We start from the raw sequence: 22,703 nt of genomic DNA, 5'->3' as shown, positions 1-22,703 counted from the left end.
CGATCGCAAGAAGTTTGAGCATTGATTCTCCTGCAATTCAAGTTCGATTCTCGACGCCAGCCGGCCAAGAATCTCGTTTGGCTATGGTAAAACAGCCATTGTTTTCCGTCATGGTCGTCGATATCCCTACTCAAGGTAACCAACTCTGGCTTACCGAGGAGGGTTAACAGGACGCTGATACCAGAAAGCTCAGTCTTCCATCGACCTGATGCCGCTTGAGCGAAGGTCAAGTGAAGGAGCCACTAAAACTGATGAAATCGGATGAAGGACATTCGATTCTGCCGGGGTGATAAAAATTAAGAGTCCATGTGCCCGAATCAAAGTCCTTATTCGCGCGGCCAGCTCCGCTGCAGGTCATCCATGATAAGAAGATGGCGGTGCTCGCCGTGCGATGCGTGTTCCAGCAAGTGGGGATGATCGGGCTGCAAATCAGGGCGCGCATGTGAGATATTGGTTGAATCACTGGCTAGCCATAGCCGCAATGCGAATTCGTAAAAGTCGGCCAGAAGGCGTCTGTGCCACGCTGTAGCCAAATCCAATCACCCGCCGTGCCAAGGGGTTGGAGATGAACAAGAAAAAACGAAGACTCGAGCAACTCCGGTCTACGGAATTGCTCGCGCGTTGGGCTGATTCAATACCCTTGCGTCCCCTCAGATGCATGAATCTTTTTTGTGGGGGGCCACGGGTTTCGAGCAGTCACAACCCGCGAAATTGCGGCGGTCTTTTTTCTCGGAATGCTGCTCGCCCCTCTTGATAGTCTGCGCTATCGAAACAGTCTGCGATCAAACGCCTGGCCGTCACCAGGTCTTGCGATGCAGAATCGAGCAAAGCTTGGTTGACGCTAAACTTGGATGACTTGATGGTGAGTGGGGCGTTACGCGTGATCGTCAACACATAGTCTCGCGTAGCCTGCTCCAACTCAGCTGCGGGCATCACGCGGTTCACCAGGCCCAGATGCAGCGCTTCTTGCGCATTGATTCGCCGACCGGTGAACAGTATGTCTTTGGCCACTGAGGGCCCAACCAGATCGGTGAGCATCTGTACGCTCTCCAAGCCGTAAGCGATACCCAATCTCGCTGCGGGAATGCAAAATACCGCGCATTCGCTCGCGATCCGTATATCAGCACGCAGCGCAATATCAAGCCCTGCGCCAAAGCAATAGCCTCGGATCATAGCGATCAGCGGCTTCGTTAATAAGCTCATCGCTTCACGCGCACGATTTGACACCGCCGCATACTGGGAAGCTTGTTTAGCATTAGCACGAGCGGTGTCGAATTCCGAGATGTCAGCCCCGGAAACGAAGGCTTTCTCGCCCGCGCCGCGCATAACCACTGCTTTAACCTTCGGATCGGATTCAAACTCCAATAGGCTACGTTCGGCCGCTTCCCATAACGGTAAGGACATGGCGTTGTGCCGGGCTGGATTATCAAATACCAGATAACCTATTTCGTTCTCTGGGCAACTGAATAGCGGCTGCGAAGGTTTCATATTTGACTTGGCTTTAGTGATCGATTCATAGCACTTGTTCGCGCTGCAACTGGGCTACTTCCTGATCCGTTAGGCCCATCTCTTTGAGTATTTCCTTCGAGTGCTCACCTCGTGCGGGCGCAGGCCTATCATCAACTGCTGCGGCCGAAGATAGCCGGATCGGCTGGCCAAGCACATAGCGAGTACCCAGCGTATCATGCTGAACTTGCCGGATCACTTGAAGATGCTTTACCTGCTCATCGCTAAACATCTGCTCGACTGTGTATACCGGTCCGCAGGCCACCCCCGCCTTGTTTAGTTCGTTCACCCAATAGGTGGTATCACGGGTGAGCAAGGTCGATTCCAACTCATGATTTAACGCTTGACGGTTTTTGGATCGGCCCGCCTGCTCCGAAAACAAGGGGTTTGCGATCAAGTCTTCTCGCCCTATCTGCATACACAGCTTCTTCCACATGGCGTCGGCCGCAGCGCAAATCGTCACCTCGCCGTCCGCCGTGCGGTATACACCCGTAGGCATACGCGTTGCGTGGTCGTTGCCGACCTGAACCGGCATCTCGCCCTCGTTCAAAAAGCGCACCGCTTGAAAGTCCATTAAGTTGATCAGCGTTTCCAAAAGCGACACTTGCACCCATTGCCCGACGCCAGAGCGCTCACGTTCGAGAAGCGCAAGCAACACACCTTGCGCGCACATATGGCCGGTTACCGAGTCGGCCACGGCAATGCCTGTACGCACGAACGGTGTGCCGGGTTGACCCGTGACTGACATCAAGCCGCTCATACCCTGGATGATTTGATCGAAGCCTGGACGCTTGTGGTAGGGGCCATCTTGTCCAAATCCCGATATGCTGGCACAGATGATGCGCGCGTTGATCTCTTTCAAATGCGAGTAGCTTATTTCCAGCTTGTCCATGACGTCGGGCCGAAAATTCTCGACGACCACGTCGGCGGTTTTCACCAATTCATAGAACAACTGTCGACCACGCGGGTGCTTAAGGTCCAGCGTCAAGCTGCGCTTGCCCCCATTCAGATTTTGGAAGTCAGAATTTGTTCTCGGCCCGCCCATGTCTACACCGTCTACGCGAAGTTCGGGCGCTTCAATTTTGATCACATCGGCTCCCCAATGTACGAACTGCCGCGTGGCGGTGGGGCCAGCTCGGATTCGTGTCAGGTCAAGTACTTTGATTCCCCGAAGGGGTAGGCTGCGGCTCTGGTCCATTTAAGTATCCGTTTAATTCAATGGTGCCAGTCTATTTTTTGCCTACCTATATGTCAATTTGATTATTTAGATTGATTTATATCAAAAAGCGATCATGTTTCAGCGTGATCCTCTTCTCGAGAGTTCTTTAGTAACGTAACAAACGCCTGCGCAGCAGGGGTCAAACTGTGTGTGGCAAGATAAGCAACAGAGATCGTCCTGCTAATTTTTGGCCGATGCAAGGGATGTATCTGTAGCAACGCACCTCCAGCACGCAACCGAGTCTGTTCTGCGACCTTTTTTGGGGCAATGCTGGCAGCGCGCAAAGACTCTGTTAGCGCCACAACGGACATCCAGCTTTCTACCTCCATCAGCGGCTTGAACCGCTGCTGGATGCTGTCCCATGCCGTTTCTTCGATCATCTGCCCCACGCTGCTTGTCTTGACGATTGACACAAGCGGCAAGCGTAGTAAATCTCGCCAGGTACAGAACCCGGAGACCTTTAAGTCGGGATGCGCCATGACGACAAGCTCGTCTTCAAATAGCGCCTTGGTCATGATGTCACTGCCCACATTCCGAAACGTACCGACTGCAAGCTCAATATCACGCGAACGCAGCATGTTCAAGAGCTCGCGACTTTGCACCTCATGTAAGCGCAACTCCAAATTTGGATGCTTGCGATGAAATCTGCCGATTATGTCAGGTAAATAAGTGGCTGCATGCGTCGTTGGCGCGCCCACTGAAAGCGTACCGCGCTCCAGACGGCTGATGGCCGAAGTACTCTCCAGTGCTGCTTGAAGGTCGTCTAACACGCGCTCCGATACGGCGAGAAAACTGCGCCCGCTGTCTGTTAATTCAAAGTGCTTGGTCGACCGGTTAATGAGCCGCAGGCCAACAACGTCCTCCAACGCTTTCACGGCCGTACTTAAATTTGACTGGCTCGTATGTAGGCGATTGGCCGCTTCTGTGAAACTGCGTGAGCGGGCGATCTCGCGAAGGTAGATCAACTGGCGTATCGTAATGTTCATATGGAAAATCGATTTATACAGCTTAATTATATATTTGTGATTTAGCTTAATCCAGACCGATAATACTGTCCATCAGAAGGAGCTTTGAATTGTGAACATGATGACGCAGCAGGGGTTCGCCACGGTAGATGCCACTCGTCTTTACTACGAAAGTACGGGCAAGGGCGAAGCCATACTCTTTATTCATGAATATGCTGGGGATCACCGCAGCTGGGAGGGCCAAGTACGCCACTTTAGCCGCCGGTTCCAATGCGTGACCTTCAACGCACGGGGTTACCCGCCTTCGGACGTGCCCGCTAAGGTCGATGAATATTCCATGCAGCAAGCGGCGGTCGATGCTGTTGCTGTTTTGGATGCGCTCGGCGTTGAGCGTGCCCATATTGTTGGTCTGTCCATGGGTAGCTTTGCAGCTCTACAGCTCGCCATGGACTTTCCGGAGCGTTGTTTATCGGCGGTTGTGGTCGGTTGCGGCACGGGTGCCGAGCCTAGCGAGCGAACCAAATTTCAAGATCTCTTCGCACAGTCCGCTCAGAAGATTCAAGACGTGGGCATTGCTACCTACGTTGAAGGATATGCAATGGGACCGGCTCGAAAGACCTTGCTAGCAAAGGACCCAAGAGGCTGGATGGAATTTAAGACTCAGATGGCCGAACATCACGCCGAGGGGTCGCGCCGTACGCTATTGGGCGTGCAAAGTCGTCGTCCTTCACTTTGGGACTTGCAAGGCGAGCTCGCAAAGATCGACCTTCCTGTTTTACTGATCACGGGCGATCGCGATGAGCCCACTCTAATGCCTAACCTGATGCTTAACCGCAGCATCCCCCGTTGCGGCTTGGCTATCATTCCTCGATCAGGACATGCCGTCAATCTGGAAGAGCCGCAGCTCTTTAATCAGTTGGTGGACGACTTTATTTTTTCCGTTACGCAAAGCAGCATATAAGCGGATCACCCGAGAAGAAAATTTACATGGACATTGACCTAAAAACCCTAGATAGCTCGCAGCAATACAAGCTGCTAATGAGCAGTGTGCTTCCGCGCCCTATCGCCTTGGTTACTTCGTTGGATCGAAACGGTGTCATCAACGCGGCGCCATTCAGTCTATTTAACATTATGGCAGCCTCCCCACCAACGGTGGTCATAGGCATTGATGCTCGCGCGCCCGGAACGCCTAAGGATACGGCGCGGAACATTCAACAGACCGGCGAATTTGTCATCAATCTGGTGAACGAACCGATGGCCGACAAAATGAACTTGTGTGCCAGTGCGCTGGATGCCGATGTGAACGAACTCGAACACTCGGGCCTTACGGCCGTAGCCTCGGTGCAGGTGGCACCGCCGCGCATTGCAGAATCGCCCATCAGCCTTGAGTGTTCACGCTTAACCGCGCTCGACATTGGTAATGAGCGGAGCATCATCGTCGGCACCATCGTGCACTACCACATTAAAGACCAGTTCTATGACGTCGAAAAAGGCTATGTGCTTGCCGAACAGATGGGTTTGATTGCACGCATGCATGGACGCAGTTGGTATAGCCGAACGACAGACCTATTCGAAGTGCATCGGCCCGACACCTCGCGCTACGCATGAAGCTCACCGGTTCATCACTTAAAGAAATCACTATCAGGAGACAATATGACCATTAAATTTCAACCAGTCAGGCGCTTCGTGCTTGGCACCGCAATTTGCGCTCTAAGCGTATCGCTCGCCTCTGGTTCGGCTGCATGGGCCACTGGATCGGACGCGGCTGCGTCCTACCCGCAGCGACCAGTCACCATCGTCGATGGTTTTGCGCCTGGCGGCTCAACCGACGTACTGGCTCGCGTGGTGGGCCAGCATCTGAGTAAGGCTTTGGGTCAGCCCGTTGTTGTAGAGAACCGGGCCGGGGCCGGTGGCATTGTGGCGACCTCACACGTATCGCGCGCTGCAGCTGATGGATACACCCTGCTGCTGGGCACGATAGGACCCATCGTCGTGAACCCGAACATCATGAAGGACTTGAATTACAAGCCGCTACAAGACCTTGAGCCTATATTGTCGCTGGTCGATGTGGCGAACGTCATGGTGGTCAAAGGGGATCATCCAGCAAAAGGCGTACAAGACATCGTGCAGTTGGCGAAAACCAACCCCGATCAAGTGGATTTTGGATCCGCGGGCATCGGAACGACGGCCCATTTGGCAGGAGAAGTGTTTCAGCAAGGGGCTGGCATAAAGCTCACCCATGTGCCCTATCGCGGGGGAGCGCCCGCCATGACCGGCTTGCTTGGCGGAGAAACCGATCTCATCTTCTCGTCGGTGCCCACGGCAGTTGAGCATGTGAAAAATGGTCGGCTACGCGCATTGGCGGTAACTGGCAGCAAGCCACTTGACACCTTGCCTGGCGTGCCCCCCTTGAAGGATGCTGGCATTGCGGGTTATGAGCTACCGTCTTGGTATGGCGTTTTCGCTCCGGCAGGCACGCCCCAGCCCATCGTTGCGAAAATCGGTAATGAGCTTGCAAAAATTTTGGAACTGCCCGAGGTGAAAAGCCAGCTTATTGCGCTGGGCATGGTGCCCAATCCGGTGCATGCGGCTGATTTTAAGCGTCAGCTCGGGGAGGACACCAAGTATTGGAAAGGCGTACTGGAAAAGGCAAATATTCGGTTCAACTAGTCTTGCTGTAATTCACAAGCAAATCTACATCGACACGGCTGCGTTAGCGGCCGTTGTCGTTCTATGCTCAGCGGCGGGTTAAAACATATTGATCGAGACGCCGACTTGTGTATGCGTCAGGACTACGCATATTGAGGTCTGAACCTCTTCGATACAACATACATGTCCGCTAATGTTCGTGAAGCCGTATGGACCCAGACACTCCACAGCGTCGGCGTTGACGCACGGGACCGGATGCTGCACGAGGCGCGCGAAGTGATGACGCAGCGGGGCCATGACATCCACCTGAAAGAAACCCGCATCCGGACAGTTTTATGACTTGCGACATGAAGCTGTCAGCCGGCTCGTTGACGCCGGGTTATCGGATCAGCAAGTGCCTCCGGTCTGCGGACATAAGTCTATGCAGATGCTGAAACGGTATACGCATATTGAGGCTAAGAATTCGGTGGCAAAGTTGGATAAACTTCGCAGTAGATGTCCTACGAACTGTATGCTATTCCCACGCTTGATCCATCATCTGGGTCTGAGGCAGCATGCGCATTTACCCATTCAAGAATCACATCGGCATATTGTTGCACCAAAGATTCGGTGTATGCAAGAAGCTCCTCCAACTCCTTTTCTCCGGGCGGGTTCAACATCGCGCCATGGCCAATACCATTTCGCAAGCCTACCAAACCGCCCAAGCGTGACAAGTCAAGTTTGGAATATGCGTCCATATTGACAAGCCCCAGAGCTTCGGCATTTACCGCCACAACCGCATCGTTTACATTAGAGTAAGTTAAAACCAATTCCTTAACGTCGAGCTTTGCCGAAAAGGGCTGCTGATGCCACGTATCTAGCTCCCTCAATACTTTAGCGGACAGATGAAAACCGCCTTTAGTTATTTTTTTGCTCAGCCCTGAGGTTTGATTAAAAACTGAATCCTCTCGCTCCAACTCCACAACATCACGAATCGTATCAATAAAACTCTTGAAAAATCCTGCTTTCCGTAACCAATAAGCACGAAGCTGAGGCGGACAGTCGGCCGCTCTTATATGATTATCACGAATGATCTTTAAACAAATAGACGTCCATAAGGAAAAGCACCGCTCCCAAACAGAATAGAGCATTGGGACAGCCATCAGACGGAGCGTATCACGTTCAGATATTTGATCAGAAAGCAACGAGCGAAGGTTTTCAAGAACCGGCAAACAATCATTATCGCGAGTGAATGTCACCTCTGCGACAAAATCGCGCCTAGTATTATTCATCTCCGTGCTCCTCAGGAGGCATAAAGTCCTCCGAGAACCAACGAGCGCCTAGGTCTAAGCGTCCTTGATGTTTCTTCTTTGTATTAGAACCTGCCCCAGTAACCTCTCTGATTTCATCACCTTGTAGCAATCGAGCAATACGGGTACTCAGCTGATCGGGATGTTTACGTAGGAAATCCAGATTCCGATAAATGCCTGTGGCGACAATATCGAACAAATTGGAGCTGAACGCTCCCTGAGACTTTCCATCCTTCCAAAAGCGAAATGCCTCCCCATTTGGGTACATAGCAGAAATTAATGAAAAAATCTCAATTACTCTATTCTGCTCCATTCGATCAAAAACAAACTTGCCCTCCGATGCATATTCCATAAAGCCATCAAGAAACTCAATGACTGAATGTCGGAGAGGCTGTGGGCTATGTGCGTTAGCGAGCAACCGTAGCAATTGCTCTGCTACGCCCATTTTTTTAGCTTGTTCGTCAGGAAGTGCCAAAGCTAACTCAACACATTCTTCTGATGCCAAATCCCGCAATATATCCGGAAACTTATTCCCAAATAGCCGCGCAGAGCAATTGCGGATTTCTTGGTCCGACAAGATTGAGCCAGAGCGATTAAGCCGCTTGAAAACGTGAAATCTAGCTCGTGGCGAAGATTCCTTCTCCAATACGATAATCGGAATTCGGGTGTACCTGAGAGTACGAGTGAGGGTTTCCGGTAATGTGGAAAGAGAGAATCCCTCTAATGATTCGACGAGAGGCGCTGAATATAGCAGCGTACCCACCTGAATATTATTCTGCTCAATATCGTTATTTTCATTTGTAGCAATAGGTGCACCGTCGAAAATCTCAGTTGCAAAGAATTTGAGCAAAGTGCTAAGCCTCTGCAAACCGTCGATGACCTCTGTTTTACCATCCGGGTTCGTCGCAAAGAAAAGCGGTGGTGTTGGAATATTTAATAGCAGCGACTCAATATATTCGGACTGCCTATCTAGCCCCCATCGAAAAAGTCGCTGATATTCAGGATTGATCCTCAAATCTCCCCGCTTGTAGGTCGCAAGAAGATCGCTAATTGTAGTGGTATATGAATCCGTCTTTAACTCATTTCGATGACTTCCGACGTCGTCTAAAACACCCATCTTCAACCTTTTTCAAATAGGATTGCGGTCTCCACAGGAAACCGTTGAACTCCATAACCTGCAGAGCGCGTATTTATTAATTTGATTGAGTTCGATTTTTTGTATGCATGTGATCCCATCGGCGTTAGACCTCTATCGGCAGCCATTTCACCGATTATTGCAGGGAGATCATTATGGACGTCTTTGTAATATGAGTCTTGCGCCACAATACAAACTCTACCCCCGGGACGTGTCACTCGACTAATTTCACCGATGGAATCAAAGAGATCGTCAAAATAAGAAAAGTGCTGGTTGTAATAATACGTTTTGGACGCTTTTGAAGGGTGATTGAAGACAGACTCCAATAACCCAAGACAGGCGTTGCCCCACCGGTGGTTCGGAACTGCAGTTGCAGGCTTGTTTGTTATGGCAGAACCCATAAGTAATTTTCGTGTCTCGCTATAACGTGCCAAACCTATCGTCTCCAATACGAGCAGTTCAGGCAATGTTGCCCTCGCGTAATCCAACCTAGTGCAATAGGGGGGAGAAGTGATAATGGCATCAATCGATGAGTCTGCCAAACTCAACGCTCTTGCATCACCCAACATACAGATAGACTGAGACGTGTGCGCAAAAACTTGACGATTGGAGCATAGCTCCCCAATTCGATTCATTTCTTGCTTAAAACGCTCCAGAACCACGCAACTGCGCGCACTTACTTTTTCCTGGGGTGTGCTAGGAATTTTGATCCATGTTGGATTACTGGTATTGAACTGGCGGATTAAACTTCTGACCGTATTGAACAATCCAACAAAAAATGCCGCGGGTAGTGGCGATATTTTATTCACTTCGTCTGATTTACAGATCGGTCTCATCTCTGCAACTAGATACTCCCATATTGCTAGCGCAATGCACTGGAGAGTATTTGCAGCCCTCGGCTTAAAATATAATTCAAGCGAATTCTTTCGCCCACTTCCATCGAATACCCTTGCAGCCTCGATCAGTTTGTCGGTCAGTGGCGAAATTACGCCCGCGTCTAAAGGCGAAAGTAAATTTGCCTTTGCTACGACTACCATTACAGGGTTAAGGTCAAAACCTATGCCAACAACATCTCGGCGAAATGCTGCAGTCGTTGTGGTTCCTGCCCCATTCCAAGGATCTAGTACAGATCCCGTACAGCCTTGTAGTGCCCACGCAATAGCATCTGCAACAAACAACGACGAAAAACCGGCATAGTATGGATAGAACTCTCCCTGGCTCCGCGCCTTCGCTTTTCTTGGTCGTGCAGGATTTGCGAATGGCTTCATAAATAAAGTAATGGAACTCTGTGTCAAAGTTTTTGCTCATCATCTTACCCTATTGGGACGACCCCGGCGATTTTTGATATGCGCGGAAACACAACTCTCGGCGTGCCTTAACTGATGGTGAAGGGATACATTTCTCGTGCGCCCCGACGGTTTCCAAACACTGACGACCAAACTAACGCTTTGGCGGTAAACAACTACCTGCAGTCGCGCAAGTAGTCTTTTCCGGGTGTGTAGCGATTGGAAAGACATTTACTCATAGAGAATGGCGGTAGTTTCGTTCGCGCCGATTTGTGGCATTAAGTATTCTGGCGGCTTTTGGCTTGTCGATTCACCGCGAAAAAATGCGCGACCTTCGGCGCAGATGTAAACATTCGGGCCCCTATTGCTCCAGTTAAGGCTGCGAATAACACCGTCTCTAGTCCTGGCACATTCGCTCAGTAATTGGCATGGGGCGGCCCCCTATTTCGGAAGGCACCAAATATGTTGCCCGTTAGATGACTCCCGCATTCGGCGGGAGTGATTATCGCGCCCCGCTAGGAAAAGGACTAATTTGATGAATCACACGCTGCACGTTGAACAAAACTGCGCATCGGTTTAAGCAGGAAGCGGTATCTTCGAGCGGTATACTGCCGTCGTCTTATGATGTCTGATCTACCATGATGAAACGCAAATTCTACTTACTACTCGCCCTTACCGTCCTTCTCGTCGGCTGTGCTGCAACACCACGCCACGTTCCGCCAGCCTTCACAGTGCATCGATTTTCTGCGCCGTTAGATATTGAACTGAAAGCCGGAACGGGACAGTCGATTTTCGTCGACGGCAGCTATGTCCAAGGGGAATACATTCCAGTGGACCATCCGGTAGACATGATGATCCCCGGGTCCATGTACATTCCGTTCCCCGTGCATGTAGGCGTAGGACGGCTCGTACTAACCCGCTTCAGCGGAGAGTGGAAGTATTACTGCGGTGACTTGGCCACGTCGGCAGCGTCCTTCCCTGGTCTGGGCAGTGTTGTGCAGGACGGAGACTGCATTGGAGTCAGAATTTCAAACACCGATGGGACAATGCAGTGGGTAGTGGATAACTCCATCCACAATGGCATGACCACCATCTGGAAGCGCAATTTTTCCGATGAAGACCGCCAGAGTTATAAGCCACAACAGGACACTAGGCCGTTCGCCATCCAATCAGTCACGCGGATTAACTTTGATGGCTACTACGGCGGTCAACTTCACTTTACATGGGAACAGGTTGACGATGCTGATAAAACCTCAAGAAAGTTTGTTTTTGACTTCGCCGGAGAGCCGACTCTGGTGGGAATCAACGACAAGCTGCTTGAGGTGATCCAGGCAGATAATGTTGGAGTGCGCTACCGCTGGAAGAAACTCTAACCAGATTGCCCACGCCCGTCGCGGGGCGTCACCTTGCTTCTACTATTCAGAGGAAAGGACGACTCACCCGCTCGAATAATCAAACCTTAACCGGCAGGGATTTCCAGGCGGCGAGCCACTTGATACAGCGTCTCCTCATCATGCATTTTCCCGATCAACTGCAAGCCTAGCGGCATGCCGTTGACATCCTTCCCAAAAGGAACGGACAAACTCGGATGCCCCGAAAAGTTGGTGGGCGCCGTCAAGCGGGTCAGCAACCACATGGTTCCACGCTCTTCATCGTTAATACGCGTGCTGCGCTCATCACGTAAGGTCGCGCTGATGCCGCAGGTTGGCGTAAGCAACACGTCCACACCATCCAGCGCTTTGTCAAAGCTCGCTTGAGCAGTGCCCTGGTATTTCAGCGCCTGAAGGTAATCTGACGCCAAGGCGTCTTTGCCCGCCAATAGCCGCGCTTGCACCTCGGGCAGGTAGGACGCCTTGACAGTTAACGAGGCCGCATGGGTGGCATAGGCCTCGACCTTCAGCACGAATTGCTGCGCGTCGTAGATATCGTAAATGTTGTCGATCTCTACCGTTTTTACCGTGGCACCGGCTGCTTGCAACGCTTCAATGCCCTCTTGCATGCTGCGCTTCACCGCGGGCGACAGATACTCGCCATAAAACCGGGTCGGCACCCCTATGACCAAGCCGCTAATATCTCGGCCTATCTTGCTGGAATACGTGCCCAGCGGGCGTTGCGCAATAATCTCCAGCAGCAATGCATTGTCTTTCACACAGGTGCTCAAGGGTCCAATGTGGTCCAGCGTTTCAGACAGCGGGAACACGCCCTCTTTAGAGACCAGTCCCAAGGTGGCTTTCATGCCGACCACACCGCAAAGTGCTGCGGGTAGCCGTATGGATGCGCTCGTATCGGTGCCTATCGAGCCGTAGGCCAAGCCTGCGGCGACGGTTGCCGCTGAGCCGCTACTTGAACCGCCCGTAATGCGCGCGGGATCATGGGGGTTTTTAGCCGGGCCAAAGAAAGACCTGTCGCCCGTCGATCCGTAAGCGAATTGATGTGTATTGGCCTTGCCGATGATGATGGCGCCCTCTTTTCTAAGCAGGCGCACGACCTCGGCATCGGCTTCGGAAACATGATCGGCGTACGCTTCCGCGCCCATTGTTGTGCGATGACCGGCGACATCGATCAAATCTTTAATGGCGATGGGCACACCCTCAAGCGCCCTGATTTCCTGACCCGCGGCAATCCGTTCTTGCGCGGCTTGCGCTTCAGCTCGGGCCTGCTCTCCTAAAACAGTGATGTAGGCGTTGATGGTCGATGTCTCGATGTCGGCCAGCATACCGTCGACGACTTCCACGGGCGAGCGCTCTCCTGTGCGATAGGCGTCTACAAGTTCTACGACACTTTTCATGACCGGGCTCCAAATTTATACACCGTAAATGCCGCCGTGCAGGGCGGACCATTGGCCACATGCATGGCACCGTCAGTCAGATCCGTGACGATGGAAAACACCGTCTCGAAGATATTGCCGCGCTTGCCCACCGGCCGCGGGTCGCTTTCGGCATGGCGGCAAATGGCATCGGGATAGTTGATGTGGTCTTTAAGAATATTCTGCATGGCCGCCAAGTCGATAGGGCCATCATGATGGTTCAAGCGACGCTGCGCGACACCCAGCCTGATGTGCGTGTCGGGCGTGCGCTCCTGGAAGCGGTCCTTGACGAAGTTCAACATGGTGGGACTGATGAAGTGATTGGTGTGCGCAAAGGTGCCATCGTGATTGAACATGACGTCATAGCCGTCGTTGGACATCTCGATATCGACGGCAACGCCCTCTTTCGAGGCAATGTGCAAGTTGACGCCATTGGCGGATTTCTGCTGAATGGCTGCGCCAATCGCCTCGCCGATCGAGTTCGAGTTCAACACGCCGCGCACGGCGCAGTGAATGGGCAGGCCGCCCGCGGTGCCTTCACAACCCAAGGCGTTAAAGCACAGGCCGATGCCCGCATCGTTCATGCCTATCTTGCCGATCAAGCCGGCTTCGGTAACCATAAGAATTCGCGGCTTGTCGATTTGTTCAATTTCAACGACCAGCATGACATCGTGCCAGCGCAGATAATGGTCCCAGTTCTGGGCAATATAGGTGTGCCCGTCGGTCTTGGGCGGAATGGCAGACAGCGATGTGCAGCCATCAAGAGCGGCTGCGGAAAAGATCACTTCAGACCTTGCGTTGAGTGCGACGATGTCAACCAACGGACGCTTCAGGCCATCTGCCATGCCCTGCATCTCAGCGATCAGGTCAGCGTCGTACCGCTCTATGGCAGGGATATACCCGTGCGCCCTTTCTACTGCCACCTCCCACGACACCCCCACCGAGGCAAAAAGCTCCGCGTAAAGCGCAATACAACGATTGATTTTTGCACCGGCCTGTTGCGCCATTTGCGTACCGATATCGTAGGGGGCTCCGCTGACCTTCACATACTGAAAAGCCATATCAACAATTCCTTTCCACCATGCAACAAAAGCGGCCTACCGACAAGGCAGGCCGCCGCCACTACAACTTAATTGAATGGAACGATTTTTCCGTCCGCGAACGTGGCGAGGCGAACCGATCCACTATTCTGGTTTTTTTCGTTGAAGGCTATTTTGCCCAACAAGATTTCAAAGCCTTCAAGCTTTCCCAAGCCTTCCTGGATTTGCTTTGGATTGGTGCCGCCACCGCGTTTAGCCGCTTCGACGACCGTGTACACGGAATCATAGGTGCCCGCTTCGAACGCACCGGGCTCGTGGTTGTACTTGGCCTTGAAAGCTTCCTCGAACTTGCGGGATTTTTCGTTATCGAGCCCCGTGATCCAGGTGGTGGGGAAGACGGAGCCATTTGACGCCGCACCGGCCAGCTCGACGAATTTTGGCACGCCCTGGCCCATGTTGACGATCAAGGTCGCATCGATGCCCAACTCTTTGATTTGACGGGCAATAATAGAACCCTCGGTGTAGTAGCCATGAACGAAGATAACTTCAGGCGCGGTGGTTTTGATTTTGCTTAACTGCGCTTTGAAGTCGGTTTCACCACGGTTGTATTCTTCGTAGGCCGTGACTTGGGCGCCAAGTGCTTTGGCGCGGTCAGCGGCAACCTTGGTGGGTGGTTTGCCGTAGTCAGAGTTTTCCACCAAGAACGCGAACTTCTTAGTGTTCTTATTCTGGGCAAAGTACTCGACGGCCTTCTCGTTCAGCTGGGCGTCCGTCATGTTGACGCGCCAGGTATATTTGTAGCCCTGCTCTGTGACGGTCGGTGAACCCGCCTGTCCGGTAATGGCAGGAACCTTGTAGCGTTCGTTTTCTTTGGTAAAGGCGATCGTCACCAGGCTGGCCGACGAGCCAACGATAACGTCCACCTTTTGTTGGGCGATCAGCTTTTTCGCCGCGTTAATGCCGGCTGCCGGGTCGCTGCGATCGTCCTCGGCATGAACCTCGATGGGCTTGCCATTGAAGCCTCCGGCCTTATTGATCTCTTCGATCGCTAAACGCGTGCCTTTGCGGTGGTTATCGCCATACGCCGCAGCAGAACCCGATATCGACTCGATAATGCCCATCTTCAATGCGTCGGCATGGGCAGCGCCCGTTGCGACGGTTAAACCCAACACCGCAAAAAACAGCTTGGACTTTTTAAACATGCTCCATCTCCTCATGGTGGGACTAATGATTTTTTTAAGTCAACAACAATGACCGGTTAGGCTTCGATGCCAAGATAGGCTTTTCGAATCTCGTCGCTTTCCAGCAAGGTCTTGGCGTCGTCCGTGGCAACGATTTCGCCGGACTCCATCAGGTAGCCGCGCTGCGCGATTTTCAGCGCAAGCGTTACGTTCTGCTCGACCAGCAAAATTGTGGTGCCGGCGGCATGGATCTCTTTAAGCTTGGTCATCAATTCTGCAACGACCAAGGGTGCCAGCCCCAGCGAAGGTTCGTCTAACAACAGTAATTTGGGGCGACCCATGAGGGCGCGGCCAATGGCAACCATCTGCTGTTCGCCACCGCTCATCGTTCCGGCTTTTTGCTTCCACCTTTCCTTAAGCCGTGGAAACTGGCTAAGAATCTTGTCAGCGTCCTCTTTCATTTCCGCTTTGGTCGACCTTCGGGCACGCGCGCCAACGGCCAGGTTCTCGGCGACCGTAAAGTCCGGGAATACGCGCCGGCCTTCGGGCACAATGCTGATGCCGCGCCGGATAATCGCATCGGAACTCTCGGCCTCGATGCGCTGCTCCATGAATTCGATGCTGCCGTTACGCACCGGCTGCAATCCGATAATGGATTTCAACAGCGTACTTTTCCCGGCCCCATTGGCCCCGATCAGTGTCACAAACTCGCCAGTATCGACCTCAACGCTGATTTTCTTGATGGCGTGCACGTGGCCGTAGTAGGTGTCGATATTTTTGATTTTCAACATGTTATTCGGCCCCCGTGCCGAGGTATGCGGCGATCACTTTGGGGTCGTTCTGCACCCGTTCCGGATCCCCCTCGGCAATTTTGTTCCCATACTCGAGCACCACAATGCTGCTGCAAAGATCCATGACCAGCTTGACGTCGTGCTCGATGAGCACAATGGTGTAGCCCATGGCATTAAGTTTCTTGATTAACGTTTTAAGCGCCACACGCTCTTGCAGGTTCAAGCCCGCAGCGGGTTCATCCAGTAGCAGAATTTTCGGGTCGGTTGCCAATGCGCGGGCAATATCAAGTTGGCGCTGCTCGCCGTAAGGCAAGTTCTTGGCTAACTCGTCTTTTTTCTTGTCCAGACCCACGTAGGACAACAACTCGATCGAGCGACGCTCGGCCTCGCGTCGTTCCGCGCGCTCTTTGCGGGTACGCAAAATCGAGGCGATAACACCCGACTTGGTGCGACTTTGACGACCTATCATGACGTTTTCCACCAGACTCAGCTCGGGAAACACCATGATGTTCTGGAAGGTTCTGGCCACCCCCAGCCGGTTGATCTGGTCGAGCCGCATTTTGCTGATCTCGTGCTCTTTGTAGAACACCTGGCCCGACGTGGGGGTGTAGATCCCGCTGATCACGTTGAACAACGACGTCTTACCTGCCCCGTTGGGGCCGATCAGGCCAGTTACTCGACCCTCCGGCACATCGAACGAAACCTGTGTCAGGGCACTGACCCCACCAAACTGAAGCGAAATTTCTTTTACTGATAAGGTCATTATCGTGTTCTCCAGCGCTGCACAATTCCTGGCAAATCAGCTAACCCATTAGGCAGGTAGCGCGACTTCCAGCGGTGCACGACGTTTGGCAGATCCGATAAACCCTTGGGCAGAAAAAGGATGACGACGGCCAATAACAATCCATAAACCAGCACGTTGTAGCTTCCAAAGCCTTGGGCGTACTCTTCCAGTATCGTGATGGCGAATGCGCCAATGATCGAGCCGTACAGATTTCCAATACCGCCGATAAACGCCATCACAAAGAAGAAGATGGAAATCGGCAGGCCCATTCTTTCGGGGTCGATGAAGCCATCGTAATGAACAAACAATGTCCCGGCGAAGGCGGCGAACATCGTGCTGACGGTAAACGAAAGTACCTTGTATTTAAAGACCGGAATACCAAGCGATTGGGCGGCGAGCTCGTTATTGGCGATGGAGCGCAAGGCATCGCCCGTTCGCGAATCGGTGATCCTGCGCAGCACAATAAAGCCCACGACCATGCAGGCGAGCACCATGTAGTAATACCCAAGGTCACTGTCGAGCGTCCAACCGAAAAAGCTCGGGCTAGGTACGGACGTCAATCCAGAAGGGCCGCCCGTAATGGAACTGTTCTTGACCAGCACCTGAAGAATGACCCCCACGGCAATACTCGCCAAGGCAAGGTAATGACCAGCGGTGCGCAAGACAATCAGCCCAACAATGCAGCCCAGTATGCCAACGCTGATTGTGGCGATCGCAACGGATCCCATGAAAGGAAAGCCGGATTTCATGAGCAGGCCGGAAATATAGGCCGCCAGACCAAAGAACGCGGCATGGCCCAGCGAGATCTGCCCGGTATAGCCAATAAACAGCGTCAGGCCCATGACCACGATGGCCGCGGTCGTGGCGCGAATCCCCATGTGTGTGAAGAATGGGTCATTCAACAGCAAGGGAATAATCACCAATGCCGCTAGGGCGATGATGTTTCCATATTTTTTTATCAACATCGAATGCCCCTAGACCTTTTGGATTTGTTTCTTGCCAAGCAAACCATTAGGTTTGACAAGGATGATGAGCAACAGAATCGAGAATGAAACAAGATCCTTGTAGGCCGAAGCCAGCAACAACGTTCCGTACTGCTCAATGACACCCAGCGCGAAGCCACCGAGCACCGCACCGGACACCAGGCCCAAGCCGCCAAGCAATGCCGCCGTGAATCCTTTAAGAATGATCAGTTGCCCCATATCAAAGGACAGCACCGCAATGGGTGCGTAGACGATCCCGGCCACGGCGCCCAACACCGAGCACAAGCCAAACGTAACATTGTTCACGCGAGAAACATTGATGCCCATCATGCGGGCCGTCGTTTTGTCTTGTGCCACTGCCCTAAGCGACAGGCCCAGTGCTGTCTTGGTAAACAGCACGTACAGAAGCCCCATCATGATGAAGGTGGTCGCAATCACAATCACATATTGAGTGCTGATTTGGACGCCGCCTAGCCTTACGACCGAATCGGTCATGGCGGGGAAACGGTAGGCTGAAGACCCAAAGATAAGCTGCGCGACGCTTCGGAGCATGATGAACAAGGCGATCGTCATGACCAGCAGTGAAAGGCCGTTGGCATTATTTTCGAGTTTGCGCAAGAAAATGCGTTCGATCAGCGAGCCAAAGATGAAGGCCGACACCATGCTAAGCGGCAGGGCCAACCACATGGCCAACCCTAAATCCACATGGAAGACATAGCCCATGAAGGCCCCCGCCATAAAGAACTCGCCCTGGGCAAAATTGATGACGTCCATGCCTCGAAAAACCAGCGTGATGGCAAGCGCCATCAAGGCATAAGTACTTCCGACCGAGAGGCCGAAAATAAGCTGTTGAATGAAATCTTCCATCAAGCCACCTCCCATACGTAGCTGTTACACGGCTTTAAATTTCTTCTGACTGGGGTGTTCAATAGCAGTTAAAAAGTATCCGACCTATGCAGTGCACGGCGAATCAACGGGCAGCACTAAGGCTTGCGAAGCCAATACGTCGTTCGCAAAAACTGGTGCTCTTTGGATCTGGATTATGACTTTTCGGTTACGCCGCTATTTTTTTGGGCGGACCTATCGGCTTGATTGATGTTTACGGTAATAAACGTTGGCGTCGCAGCGAGTGTCGGTGGACTCGTTCGACGGACTCAAGCCGGCGTCTCCTCGTGATTTTTATGTCTTGGTATCTGTTTACCCGAACGTTAGGGTAATTCTATATTTCGTCGTTGCAGATCTACAACCCGGTATAAACCCGAACGTTTGGGTTCGAGCTCTCGCGAACGCACAAGGTAGGCTCAAGTAATTCTGGCGCGGTGCTGCGGCCTGCAATCATATCCAACAACACTTCAACGCTGCGGTAGCCCATTTGGTGCATCGGCGAGCGTATTGTGCTGAGTCCTATGGGCAGCTCTGCAGCGATCGGCGTGTCATTGAACCCCACCACCGCCACGTCGCGACCGACTTGGATGCCCTGGTCGCGCAGCGCACCCATCAACCCTATTGCCAAGAAATCATTGACCGCAAAAACTGCAGTAGGACGTTTGCTGCGCGAGAAAATCTGTTCTCCTAACGCCCTGCCGCTTTTGGTATCGAACCCGCTATGAACGATCCAGTCTGGCGAAATAGCGACGCCCAGCTCGGCACAGCGCTCAAGAAAACCTGCTGTCCTGTCGTGCCCGGTGCTGGCGTAGGGCTCGCCGGCCATTACGCAGATATCCCGATGACCCAACTCAACAAGATGTTCGGCGACCAGGCGCCCGCCTTTGCGATCGTTGCATGTCACCGAGCAATACGATCCGGCACGGCGATTGACGAGCACGATGGGAATGTTTCTGCGGGCGATTTCGTCCAGGAACGAGACATTATCAAGGCGAGCGTCCCCGATGATCAGCCCTTCCACATTCTGATCCAGCGCCGCTTCGCCTAGCTGTATTTGACGCTCGGGCATATCCAGCGTTACCCCGACGAATGTCAGGTATTGGTTGTCTTTGGCCGCCGCATCAATGCCTTCGTAGATCATGGCGACGACCAAATCAGTGAGGCGCGGCAAAATGACGCCCAGCAAACGCGTCTTGCGCGTTTTCAGCCCAATGGCCTGACGATTAGGGCGGTAATTCAGTTCCTCGGCGAGCCGCTTGATGCGCTCGATGACTTCGGGTGACGCGGCGCTGCGCGCCTCTGCTTCGGTACCATTTAAAACCCGAGACACGGTCGAAACATGGATGCCCAGCTGTTCAGCGAGCGAACGCAGCGTTGTACGACCGCGCGGCTTGGGTTTATTAAGTGGCATGTGTGCTTTTAGGTGAGCGACTTACTATTTGTCTTACTTTGCCAAGTTTAATGCAGAAGCGCTTGGCGTAATCCATTCTGATCCATGTTACCCGGCACCCATGTTGGCCACGGCTCCGGTCTTTCTTGAAGCCCGCTTTGGTCACGAGCGCGACATCGTCAAGGACGCTTCCAATATCGTTTGATAACGCTAGAAGTATTAAGCCTGACCCCTCATGGACAAAACCTACGCTGATACCGTTCGCCTGCTGCTCGCGGCTAAAGTTACGGCTGGAATCCGGAATTTATTGCGACAGTGATAAGCCACGAAATAATCGAAAACGTGCAGAACTGGTGAATACTAATCGTTTTTGAGCAGCCGTAATCCTTTCTTTGCAACGGCCAGGCCGAAAAACTCCGTTTGCTGTCTAGTAGACAGGAAATCGAATTTTCACCAGAAAACGCTTTTATAATTACTTTTATGCAAGCATAATGGAATTAACGCGTTGCCAGCATAAGTTAATCATTTTTGGGCATCCTGCCGCAACAGCACTAGGAACATTCCATGAGTGACCTTCCCAACGACCCTATTGGCGGGGGGTGGCTCGCACAGGCGTATCAGCTTCTTCCGATCGGGCGTATGCCAGTACAAAGCCAGCTCGGCGGGCGACGGGCCACACAGATCAGTAACGGCGACAGACTGGAGACCTACCCGAAGGCCATGCGACCTTCACCTGAGCCTGCCGCACACCTTCAATTTCACCTGCGCCACGAAGTGCCGCAGCTCGAGTTCCTGTCTCGCCTGTTCGCGAAGACCGGCCCCGCCTTTGTTCAGGCCTGGGTCGATGCCGAGCCGACGGGGCAGTATGCCCGCCGGGCTGCCTTTCTGTACGAGTGGTTGACCGAAGATACCTTACAGGTACCGGAACGCATCGGCGGTAATTATGTCGATGCCATCGACAACACCAAACTTGTAGCGGCTTCAGCGGATCGCGCGGTGAAAGTACCGCGCTGGCGGATCAATGACAATTTGCCGGGTACACCATACTTTTGCCCAACCATCGTCAAGACCGATGCAGCGATCCAGGCCATGGCCTTGGATGTACCGCAGCTCTTCCAGAACCTGACGGACGAATTCGGCGAAGACCTGCTGCAACGCGCCGCCGTATGGATGACGCTACGTGAAAGCAAAGCCAGTTTTGCCATTGAGGGTGAAGCAGACCGCGCCAGCCGCATCGAACGGTTCGCCGAGGTCATGGCTCGAAGAACGGGCCACGGCGAAAGCCCGTTGAGCGACACCGCCCTTGCTCAACTACAAAGCGAGATACTGGGCGAGCGCACTACGCTCACCCATTTCGGCTTGCGCCAGTCGCCCGTCTTCGTAGGAGAAACCGTACGCAATCAGGATGTTGTGCACTATGTGGCGCCACCAGCAGATGACGTCGCGGCCATGCTGGAAGGCCTTCGCGTTTTCCTTGAGCGCACACAAGGACAGTCGCCTGTCATGCGCAGTGCGGTAGCCGCTTTCGGCTTTGTCTACATTCATCCGCTGGCCGACGGCAATGGTCGTGTACACCGTTTTCTAATCAACGACATATTGCGGCGCGATGGCGCGGTGCCCGACCCGTTGATTCTCCCCGTATCAGCAGTCATCACAGACGATTCTGGAGAGCGTCGCAATTACGATCGCGTGCTGGATGAGGTATCCAAACCCCTGATGCAAGAGGCGCGTGAACATATAACGTCCACATCCAGGCATACCACCTATCCGGATGGCGTCGTTTCGAACTTCGAGTTCAACGGAAATGAACACGTTCGCCCTGTATGGCGCTATCTTGATTTGGGCCCGCATGTCGTCTACCTGTCCAACGTTGTCAAACGTACTCTGACAGAACAGATGCGGGAGCAATCACGCTACCTGCGCAATCACGGGCGCGCTCGCCAGGCGCTCAAAGAGGTCGTCGAAATGCCTGACCAGCAGGCAGACCGTATCCTTAGATCCATTGAGCAAAACAACAGTGAATTGAGCAATGCACTGGCCAAGCAAATGCCAATACTGAGTGAGCCCGGCGTATGGACGGAAATCATCCAGACCGTATCCCTGGCTTTCCAGGAGGACCCGCCCGCCGATAATCATATCCTCGACCGCTACCATCCTTCACGGCCCGCTGGCAGGGAATCATGAATCCAGGCGCCGGCCGATACTGGTGGCGATAGCGCCCTGTACGATATCGTCGTCCGGATACTCCACTTTTGCCCGTTCCACTAAAGCGCCGTATCGCACGGTTGCTCCCGGATTCGTACGAGCCAGCTCCAGCAAATAACCGTAATAAATTTCGCCAAGACGAACATCGTCCAACGTGATTGCCATAACTGCTCCGTAATGCTTGTATGAAAAGCGGCCACGGAAAATACCGTGACCGCTTGCTTCATTGATGGTTGGATTGCTCCGAACTGGACAGCTCTGCACAACCATATTAGATGAAATGAGGGCGCATTCGCTGGCTTAATCGCGTCTGAAATTATTAAATGGCGCGGGATTATTCAGGCTGGGAATATTTCATTGGACGGGTGAAGCGCGCCGACGCCGAGGCTTTTCACGCTGCCGCCATGAAGGCGGGCGGAATCAACAACGGATCACCGGACTGCGTGATACCGCCAAAGGTCAGCAACGGGTCGAGGCTGTGTGAAAACGCGCCAGGCACTTGATGCGAAGTCATTAAGACAATATAAACGACGCGAATTGATTAATTCGGTCAACAGGACGCAGTCGGATCCTTGACGAGTTTGGGAGT

General features: G+C 52.9%; 22 protein-coding genes and 1 pseudogene. 7 read left to right on the top strand and 16 right to left on the bottom strand.

The genetic code is table 11. From position 1 onward, the window contains the following. Positions 1-326: 326 nt before the first annotated feature. The 4 genes from EKL30_RS18505 to EKL30_RS18490 form a co-directional block, all read right to left on the bottom strand. The gene (locus EKL30_RS18505) at positions 327-539 is read right to left on the bottom strand and encodes a hypothetical protein (protein ID WP_199748609.1); all 213 of its coding nucleotides are present in this window, start codon (positions 537-539) and stop codon (positions 327-329) included. A gap of 157 nt (positions 540-696) precedes the next feature. Further along, positions 697-1,488, bottom strand: a complete 792-nt coding sequence (locus EKL30_RS18500) for an enoyl-CoA hydratase (protein WP_126708731.1) — start codon at positions 1,486-1,488, stop codon at positions 697-699. Positions 1,489-1,513: 25 nt separating this feature from the next. Next, positions 1,514-2,704 (bottom strand): CaiB/BaiF CoA-transferase family protein, encoded by a 1,191-nt coding sequence (locus tag EKL30_RS18495; RefSeq protein WP_126708730.1) that lies wholly within the window; start codon positions 2,702-2,704, stop codon positions 1,514-1,516. 92 nt (positions 2,705-2,796) lie between these two features. Then, the gene (locus EKL30_RS18490; protein WP_126708729.1) at positions 2,797-3,711 is read right to left on the bottom strand and encodes a LysR family transcriptional regulator; all 915 of its coding nucleotides are present in this window, start codon (positions 3,709-3,711) and stop codon (positions 2,797-2,799) included. A 97-nt stretch (positions 3,712-3,808) separates the two neighbouring features. Between EKL30_RS18490 and EKL30_RS18485 the strand changes: the two genes are divergently transcribed. The 5 genes and pseudogenes from EKL30_RS18485 to EKL30_RS19280 form a co-directional block, all read left to right on the top strand. Further along, positions 3,809-4,651 carry an alpha/beta fold hydrolase gene (locus EKL30_RS18485; RefSeq protein WP_233583269.1) on the top strand — a complete coding sequence of 281 codons (843 nt, stop codon included), beginning with the start codon at positions 3,809-3,811 and terminating at the stop codon, positions 4,649-4,651. Positions 4,652-4,677: 26 nt separating this feature from the next. After that, positions 4,678-5,298 carry a flavin reductase family protein gene (locus EKL30_RS18480; protein ID WP_126708728.1) on the top strand — a complete coding sequence of 207 codons (621 nt, stop codon included), beginning with the start codon at positions 4,678-4,680 and terminating at the stop codon, positions 5,296-5,298. 45 nt (positions 5,299-5,343) lie between these two features. Further along, positions 5,344-6,360: a tripartite tricarboxylate transporter substrate binding protein gene (locus tag EKL30_RS18475; RefSeq protein ID WP_126708727.1), complete on the top strand. Its 1,017-nt coding sequence runs from the start codon at positions 5,344-5,346 to the stop codon at positions 6,358-6,360. A gap of 162 nt (positions 6,361-6,522) precedes the next feature. Further along, positions 6,523-6,678: a hypothetical protein gene (locus tag EKL30_RS18905; RefSeq protein ID WP_158618444.1), complete on the top strand. Its 156-nt coding sequence runs from the start codon at positions 6,523-6,525 to the stop codon at positions 6,676-6,678. Continuing rightward, positions 6,668-6,835: pseudogene (locus EKL30_RS19280) on the top strand (tyrosine-type recombinase/integrase); the annotation flags it as partial. The gene EKL30_RS18905 and the pseudogene EKL30_RS19280, both read left to right, overlap by 11 nt. 4 nt (positions 6,836-6,839) lie before the next feature. On the opposite strand, the gene EKL30_RS18900 reads toward EKL30_RS19280, so the two are convergent. The 3 genes from EKL30_RS18900 to EKL30_RS18460 are packed head-to-tail and all read right to left on the bottom strand — an operon-like array spanning position 6,840 to position 10,058. After that, complete coding sequence (locus EKL30_RS18900) at positions 6,840-7,610, bottom strand: MAE_28990/MAE_18760 family HEPN-like nuclease (protein WP_158618443.1); 771 nt, start codon at positions 7,608-7,610, stop codon at positions 6,840-6,842. Further along, complete coding sequence (locus EKL30_RS18465) at positions 7,603-8,745, bottom strand: DUF262 domain-containing protein (protein ID WP_126708725.1); 1,143 nt, start codon at positions 8,743-8,745, stop codon at positions 7,603-7,605. The genes EKL30_RS18900 and EKL30_RS18465 overlap by 8 nt, the downstream gene beginning before the upstream one ends. Before the next feature lie 2 nt (positions 8,746-8,747). After that, positions 8,748-10,058: a DNA methylase gene (locus EKL30_RS18460; protein WP_126708724.1), complete on the bottom strand. Its 1,311-nt coding sequence runs from the start codon at positions 10,056-10,058 to the stop codon at positions 8,748-8,750. A gap of 629 nt (positions 10,059-10,687) precedes the next feature. On the opposite strand from EKL30_RS18460, the gene EKL30_RS18455 reads away from it, so the two are divergent. Then, positions 10,688-11,422, top strand: coding sequence for a hypothetical protein (locus EKL30_RS18455; protein ID WP_126708723.1), 735 nt, complete (start codon positions 10,688-10,690; stop codon positions 11,420-11,422). Between the two features lie 86 nt (positions 11,423-11,508). On the opposite strand, the gene EKL30_RS18450 is transcribed toward EKL30_RS18455, so the two are convergent. From EKL30_RS18450 to EKL30_RS18415, 8 genes are all read right to left on the bottom strand, one after another. Then, positions 11,509-12,837 carry an amidase gene (locus tag EKL30_RS18450; RefSeq protein ID WP_126708722.1) on the bottom strand — a complete coding sequence of 443 codons (1,329 nt, stop codon included), beginning with the start codon at positions 12,835-12,837 and terminating at the stop codon, positions 11,509-11,511. Next, complete coding sequence (locus tag EKL30_RS18445) at positions 12,834-13,916, bottom strand: C45 family peptidase (RefSeq protein ID WP_126708721.1); 1,083 nt, start codon at positions 13,914-13,916, stop codon at positions 12,834-12,836. Before EKL30_RS18445 ends, EKL30_RS18450 begins: the two co-directional genes overlap by 4 nt. Positions 13,917-13,984: 68 nt before the next feature. Beyond that, positions 13,985-15,097 (bottom strand): ABC transporter substrate-binding protein, encoded by a 1,113-nt coding sequence (locus EKL30_RS18440; RefSeq protein WP_126708720.1) that lies wholly within the window; start codon positions 15,095-15,097, stop codon positions 13,985-13,987. 56 nt (positions 15,098-15,153) lie between these two features. Continuing rightward, on the bottom strand, positions 15,154-15,867 hold the full coding sequence (locus EKL30_RS18435; protein ID WP_126708719.1) for an ABC transporter ATP-binding protein: 714 nt from the start codon (positions 15,865-15,867) through the stop codon (positions 15,154-15,156). Position 15,868: 1 nt separating this feature from the next. Next, positions 15,869-16,630 carry an ABC transporter ATP-binding protein gene (locus EKL30_RS18430; protein WP_126708718.1) on the bottom strand — a complete coding sequence of 254 codons (762 nt, stop codon included), beginning with the start codon at positions 16,628-16,630 and terminating at the stop codon, positions 15,869-15,871. Next, a complete protein-coding gene (locus tag EKL30_RS18425) occupies positions 16,630-17,616 on the bottom strand; it encodes a branched-chain amino acid ABC transporter permease (RefSeq protein WP_126708717.1) in 987 nt (328 codons plus the stop codon). The genes EKL30_RS18430 and EKL30_RS18425 overlap by 1 nt, the downstream gene beginning before the upstream one ends. A 9-nt stretch (positions 17,617-17,625) precedes the next feature. After that, positions 17,626-18,501 carry a branched-chain amino acid ABC transporter permease gene (locus tag EKL30_RS18420; protein ID WP_126708716.1) on the bottom strand — a complete coding sequence of 292 codons (876 nt, stop codon included), beginning with the start codon at positions 18,499-18,501 and terminating at the stop codon, positions 17,626-17,628. Positions 18,502-18,874: 373 nt separating this feature from the next. After that, on the bottom strand, positions 18,875-19,930 hold the full coding sequence (locus EKL30_RS18415) for a LacI family DNA-binding transcriptional regulator (RefSeq protein ID WP_126708715.1): 1,056 nt from the start codon (positions 19,928-19,930) through the stop codon (positions 18,875-18,877). A 543-nt stretch (positions 19,931-20,473) separates the two neighbouring features. On the opposite strand from EKL30_RS18415, the gene EKL30_RS18410 reads away from it, so the two are divergent. After that, complete coding sequence (locus EKL30_RS18410; RefSeq protein WP_126708714.1) at positions 20,474-22,093, top strand: Fic family protein; 1,620 nt, start codon at positions 20,474-20,476, stop codon at positions 22,091-22,093. On the opposite strand, the gene EKL30_RS18405 is transcribed toward EKL30_RS18410, so the two are convergent. Then, positions 22,088-22,279, bottom strand: coding sequence for a hypothetical protein (locus tag EKL30_RS18405; protein ID WP_126708713.1), 192 nt, complete (start codon positions 22,277-22,279; stop codon positions 22,088-22,090). The genes EKL30_RS18410 and EKL30_RS18405 overlap by 6 nt on opposite strands. Positions 22,280-22,703: the final 424 nt, after the last annotated feature.

Origin of the sequence: Candidimonas sp. SYP-B2681, assembly GCF_003971065.1 — a bacterium.
In the GTDB taxonomy this organism is placed as follows: Bacteria; Pseudomonadota; Gammaproteobacteria; order Burkholderiales; family Burkholderiaceae_B; genus Pollutimonas.
The sequence above is the reverse complement of the archived record's forward strand: the minus strand, read 5'-3'. Positions and strand labels throughout refer to the sequence as shown.

Coding starts and splice junctions, on each gene's coding strand:
- EKL30_RS18455 (WP_126708723.1), top strand. CDS start 10,688: ATGATGAAACGCAAATTCTACTTACTACTCGCCCTTACCGTCCTTCTC.
- EKL30_RS18475 (WP_126708727.1), top strand. CDS start 5,344: ATGACCATTAAATTTCAACCAGTCAGGCGCTTCGTGCTTGGCACCGCA.
- EKL30_RS18410 (WP_126708714.1), top strand. CDS start 20,474: ATGAGTGACCTTCCCAACGACCCTATTGGCGGGGGGTGGCTCGCACAG.
- EKL30_RS18905 (WP_158618444.1), top strand. CDS start 6,523: ATGTCCGCTAATGTTCGTGAAGCCGTATGGACCCAGACACTCCACAGC.
- EKL30_RS18425 (WP_126708717.1), bottom strand. CDS start 17,616: ATGTTGATAAAAAAATATGGAAACATCATCGCCCTAGCGGCATTGGTG.
- EKL30_RS18490 (WP_126708729.1), bottom strand. CDS start 3,711: ATGAACATTACGATACGCCAGTTGATCTACCTTCGCGAGATCGCCCGC.
- EKL30_RS18415 (WP_126708715.1), bottom strand. CDS start 19,930: ATGCCACTTAATAAACCCAAGCCGCGCGGTCGTACAACGCTGCGTTCG.
- EKL30_RS18500 (WP_126708731.1), bottom strand. CDS start 1,488: ATGAAACCTTCGCAGCCGCTATTCAGTTGCCCAGAGAACGAAATAGGT.
- EKL30_RS18405 (WP_126708713.1), bottom strand. CDS start 22,279: ATGGCAATCACGTTGGACGATGTTCGTCTTGGCGAAATTTATTACGGT.
- EKL30_RS18420 (WP_126708716.1), bottom strand. CDS start 18,501: ATGGAAGATTTCATTCAACAGCTTATTTTCGGCCTCTCGGTCGGAAGT.
- EKL30_RS18465 (WP_126708725.1), bottom strand. CDS start 8,745: ATGGGTGTTTTAGACGACGTCGGAAGTCATCGAAATGAGTTAAAGACG.
- EKL30_RS18435 (WP_126708719.1), bottom strand. CDS start 15,867: ATGTTGAAAATCAAAAATATCGACACCTACTACGGCCACGTGCACGCC.
- EKL30_RS18450 (WP_126708722.1), bottom strand. CDS start 12,837: ATGAAAAGTGTCGTAGAACTTGTAGACGCCTATCGCACAGGAGAGCGC.
- EKL30_RS18900 (WP_158618443.1), bottom strand. CDS start 7,610: ATGAATAATACTAGGCGCGATTTTGTCGCAGAGGTGACATTCACTCGC.
- EKL30_RS18440 (WP_126708720.1), bottom strand. CDS start 15,097: ATGTTTAAAAAGTCCAAGCTGTTTTTTGCGGTGTTGGGTTTAACCGTC.
- EKL30_RS18430 (WP_126708718.1), bottom strand. CDS start 16,630: ATGACCTTATCAGTAAAAGAAATTTCGCTTCAGTTTGGTGGGGTCAGT.
- EKL30_RS18445 (WP_126708721.1), bottom strand. CDS start 13,916: ATGGCTTTTCAGTATGTGAAGGTCAGCGGAGCCCCCTACGATATCGGT.
- EKL30_RS18485 (WP_233583269.1), top strand. CDS start 3,809: ATGATGACGCAGCAGGGGTTCGCCACGGTAGATGCCACTCGTCTTTAC.
- EKL30_RS18495 (WP_126708730.1), bottom strand. CDS start 2,704: ATGGACCAGAGCCGCAGCCTACCCCTTCGGGGAATCAAAGTACTTGAC.
- EKL30_RS18480 (WP_126708728.1), top strand. CDS start 4,678: ATGGACATTGACCTAAAAACCCTAGATAGCTCGCAGCAATACAAGCTG.